This window comes from Mesorhizobium sp. M2A.F.Ca.ET.037.01.1.1, from assembly GCF_003998075.1.
In the GTDB taxonomy this organism is placed as follows: domain Bacteria; phylum Pseudomonadota; class Alphaproteobacteria; order Rhizobiales; family Rhizobiaceae; genus Mesorhizobium.
This window is the reverse complement of sequence record NZ_RZSA01000624.1, coordinates 1-4,026: the sequence shown is the minus strand read 5'-3', so window position 1 is coordinate 4,026 and position 4,026 is coordinate 1. Positions and strand designations below refer to the sequence as shown.

The following is a 4,026-nucleotide window of genomic DNA, read 5'->3' as shown; positions in this document are numbered from 1 at the left end:
TCATCGCCCCCTCGCCCGCCGCGCGCGAGCCGATGCTGACCGCATCCGGCAACGGCGTGCTGTGCTACAATGGCGAGGTCTATAATTTTCGCGCGCTACGCAAGACGCTGGAGGCGGAAGGCCTGACCTTCCGCACGGTGTCCGACACCGAAGTGGTGCTTCAGGCCCTGCATCACTGGGGCCCGCAGAAAGCGGTGCCGCTGTTCGACGGCATGTTCTCCTTCGCCTATTTCGATGCCCGCGACGGGGCCTTGTGGCTTGCCCGCGACAGGCTCGGCATCAAGCCATTGTCGGTCGCCGACACCGGCGAGTGCTTGCTGTTTGCCTCCGAGGACAAGGCGATTCTCGCCTGCCATGACTTTGCGCGCCGGATCGACACGCGCGAGCTGACATTGCGGCTGGCCTGGCAGAGCCGTGATTCCAGCTACAGCGTCTTCGACGGCATAGAGCGGCTGCCGCCCGCCGGTCTCTGGAAGATTACCGGCGATGGCATCGAGAAGCGCCGCTTCTGGCATGTCCTCGATGTGATCGAGACGGCGCGCATCGCCAAAGACAAGGTGTCCGACGCCGAGCACATGGCGACGCTCGAGAGGCTGCTGGAGGAGAGTGTCGAGCTGCATTGCATCGCCGATGCCAGCCTGGCCACCGCCTGCAGCGGCGGCGTCGATTCCGGCCTGATCACCGCGCTCGCCAAGCGCTTCAGGCCGGAGCTGCACGGCTATGTCATCGACCAGAAGCTCGGCCGCAGCGAGGCGTCCGATGCCGAGCGAACCGGCCGCCATGTCGGTGTCGGCCTGCGCCGGGTGCCTTTCGACAGGAACCGATTCCTTGAGCTCTGGCCGCGTGCGGTCTGGCATCTCGAGACCGACGGCTGGCATGCCAGCCACGCGGCGCTGCTGGCGCTTGCCGAGCAGTGCCGCGCCGACGGCGTCAAAGTGCTGCTCACCGGCGAGGGCTCCGACGAGCTTTTCGGCGGCTACAAATGGCAGGCATCGACAATGCGGCTCTGGCGCCGCTCCTGGCTGCAGCGCCTGTTCCGCTCGAAGGCCAGACGCGACCGCAAATTCGCCGAACTACGCCGCGCGCCGTTCCGCAACTCGATCGGCCGCGGCTCGCCCTCCGAGCGCAGCATGGCGCTCAGAGCCCTGTCGCCCGAGCTGAATTTCCTGCAGATGAAGCTGTTCGACAGGCTGGACGGGGTCACGCCGCTCGACGACCGCGCCTTCCTGGCAAGCTGCTTCTACGACCTCTACTCGCATCTGCAGGACCTGCTGCACAGGCATGACCGGCTGAGCATGGCGGCGTCCGTCGAGCTCAGGGTGCCGTTCATCGAGAACCGGCTGATCGACTTCGCCCTCCATCTGCCGCGCAGGCAAAAATACCGCGACGGCACCGGCAAATGGCTGCTCAAGAAGGTCGCCGAACGCCATCTGCCGCATGAAAACATTCGTGCGGCAAAGATCGGTTTCGACATGGCCGATGCATTTTCGGCCGGTACGCAAGGGCTGCTGCGCGGCGGTCTGCTGCGCGACGCGATGAAATGGTCGTCCTCCGAGTTGGACGACCTGATCGACATGGCAAGGGGCCAGGAAACGTCACGCCTGCGGCTCGTCGGCATGGAAATGCTGCTCAGGCTCTACATGCGCGGCGACACCACAGGCGACCTGACCGAGGCCTTGCACGCCGAGACGAGTGGCGAAAAATAGCCCGGGGTTGGTCCAGACCAGCGAGATGCTTGGTTTAAAGCTTCGCCGACGCATTTTCGCCTTTGCCATCCTGTTGTTGGGTCTCACTCTTTGGCGAGTCGCCGGCCTCTTCGGCGTGGCGTGCCTCAATAGTGGACGAAGGCCCAACGATGATCGACCACGAGCCGGAAAGCGAACGCGTCTCCGCGCTGGCGCCGTTCCGGCACGGCATATTCCGAGCCGTATGGGCGGCCAGCCTCGTGTCGAATTTCGGCGGCCTGATCCAGGGCGTCGGCGCCGCCTGGCTGATGACCACGATCGCCACCTCGTCCTACCAGGTGGCGCTGGTCCAGGCCTCGACCACCTTGCCGATCATGCTGTTCGCGCTGGTCGCCGGCGCCATCGCCGACAGCTTCAACCGCCGCAAAGTGATGCTGGTGGCACAGGCCTTCATGCTGGTCGTCTCGGCGCTGCTGACCTTGTCCACTTGGCAAGGCTGGATGACGCCGTGGACGCTGCTGGCCTTCACCTTCCTGATCGACAGCGGCACGGCGCTGAACAGCCCGTCATGGCAGGCTTCGGTCGGCGACATGGTGCCGCGCGCCAAGGTGCCGGCGGCGGTCGCGCTCAACTCGCTGGGCTTCAACATCACCCGAAGCGTTGGCCCGGCCATCGGCGGCGTCATCGTCGCCGCCGCGGGTGCCGCGGCCGCCTTCGCCGCCAACGCCATCAGCTATATCGGCCTGATCGTCGTGCTCGCCCGCTGGAAGCCGGCGCTGCCCGAGCAGACCCTGCCGCGCGAGTCACTGGGCGCGGCGATGGGAGCGGGCCTGCGCTATGTCGCCATGTCGCCCAACATCGCCAAGGTGCTGGTCCGAGGTTCGGCTTTCGGGTTCAGCGCCGGCGCGGTGCTGGCGCTGCTGCCGCTGGTGGCGCGCGACGTCCTCAAGGGCGATGCGCTGACCTACGGCATCATGCTCGGCGCCTTCGGCATCGGCGCGGTCGGCGGCGCGCTGATCAGTGTGCGATTGCGGCAGCTGCTTTCCAGCGAGGGGATGGTGCGCATGGCCTTTGCCGGCTTCGCGCTCTGCGCCCTCAACGCCGCGGTCAGCCACAATGGCTGGCAGACATCAGCGGGCCTGCTCATCGGCGGCGCCTGCTGGGTGATCGCGCTCTCGCATTTCAACGTCACCGTGCAGATGTCGACGCCGCGCTGGGTGGTCGGCCGCGTGCTGTCGATCTACCAGACGGCGACCTTCGGCGGCATCGCGCTGGGCAGCTGGATCTGGGGCGTCGTCGCCGACGCGCATGGGGCGGAGACCGCGCTGATCGCGGCGGCGATCGCCATGCTTGCCGGCGGTGCCATCGGCTTCGTCCTGCCGTTGCCGAAGCAGACGGTTCTCAACCTCGATCCGCTCAACCGCTTCAAGGAGCCGACGCTGTCGCTCGATCTCAAGCCGCGCAGCGGCCCGATCGCCGTCATGATCGAGTACATCATCCGCGAGGACGACGTGCCGGAATTCCTAACGACCATGGCAGAGCGCGGCCGCATCCGCCGCCGCGACGGCGCCCGCAACTGGACGCTCGCGCGGGATCTCGAAGATCCGTCGGTCTGGATCGAGCACTACCACACGCCGACCTGGGTCGAGTACATCCGCCACAACCGCCGCGCCACCCATGCCGACGCTGTGGTCGGCGAACGCATCCGCGCGCTGCACAGCGGCGAGAACCCGCCGCGCGTACGCCGCATGATCGAGCGCCCGACCACCGCTGGCACAGCGCTTGTCTCGCCTAAGGGGCCGATCGATCACTGATCTTCTGGCCGATCAATGGCCTGTGATGCTGTCGGCGAGGGCGGCCAGCCTTGACGTGTGGCCGAGCCCCGCCGCCTCGCGCTGGTCGGCGATGCGGTAGAGCTGATACATCGAATGCACGCCCAGCCAGCGGAACGGCTCCGGCTCCCAGGGCCGCACCTTGCGGTTGACCCAGGGCAGCCGCGTGAGTTCGGTATCCTGGCCAAGCACCAGATCGGTCAGCGTGCGCCCGGAGAGGTTTGAGCTCGACACGCCGAGCCCGACATAGCCGCCGGCCCAGCCGATGCGCGTCGCCGGGTCGAGCCCCACCGTCGTGCACCAGTCACGCGGCACGCCGAGCACGCCGCACCAGGCGTGATCGATGCGGCACCCCGCGGTCTGCGGCAACAGCGTGGTCAAGATCGTGTGCAGCTGGTCAATCGTTACCTGCTGTGTCTGGCCGTTGATGTCGGTGCGCGAGCCGTAGCGATAAGGCACGCCGCGCCCGCCCATGGTGATACGTCCTTCGCGTGTGCGCTGGGCATAGC

3 protein-coding genes are annotated in these 4,026 nt (G+C 66.9%); 2 read left to right on the top strand and 1 reads right to left on the bottom strand.

Going from position 1 to position 4,026, the window contains the following annotated elements; genetic code table 11:
* The coding region (gene asnB, locus EOA27_RS25640; protein ID WP_189562108.1) for an asparagine synthase (glutamine-hydrolyzing) at positions 1 to 1,706 on the top strand (1,706 nt) is incomplete at its 5' end.
* Positions 1,707 to 1,855: 149 nt separating this feature from the next.
* Positions 1,856 to 3,499, top strand: coding sequence for an MFS transporter (locus EOA27_RS25635; RefSeq protein WP_126081508.1), 1,644 nt, complete (start codon positions 1,856 to 1,858; stop codon positions 3,497 to 3,499).
* A gap of 12 nt (positions 3,500 to 3,511) precedes the next feature.
* Here the strand turns inward: EOA27_RS25635 and EOA27_RS25630 are convergent.
* Positions 3,512 to 4,026, bottom strand: a 515-nt coding sequence (locus tag EOA27_RS25630) for an FAD-binding oxidoreductase (RefSeq protein WP_245491159.1), incomplete at its 5' end; no start/stop codon positions are given.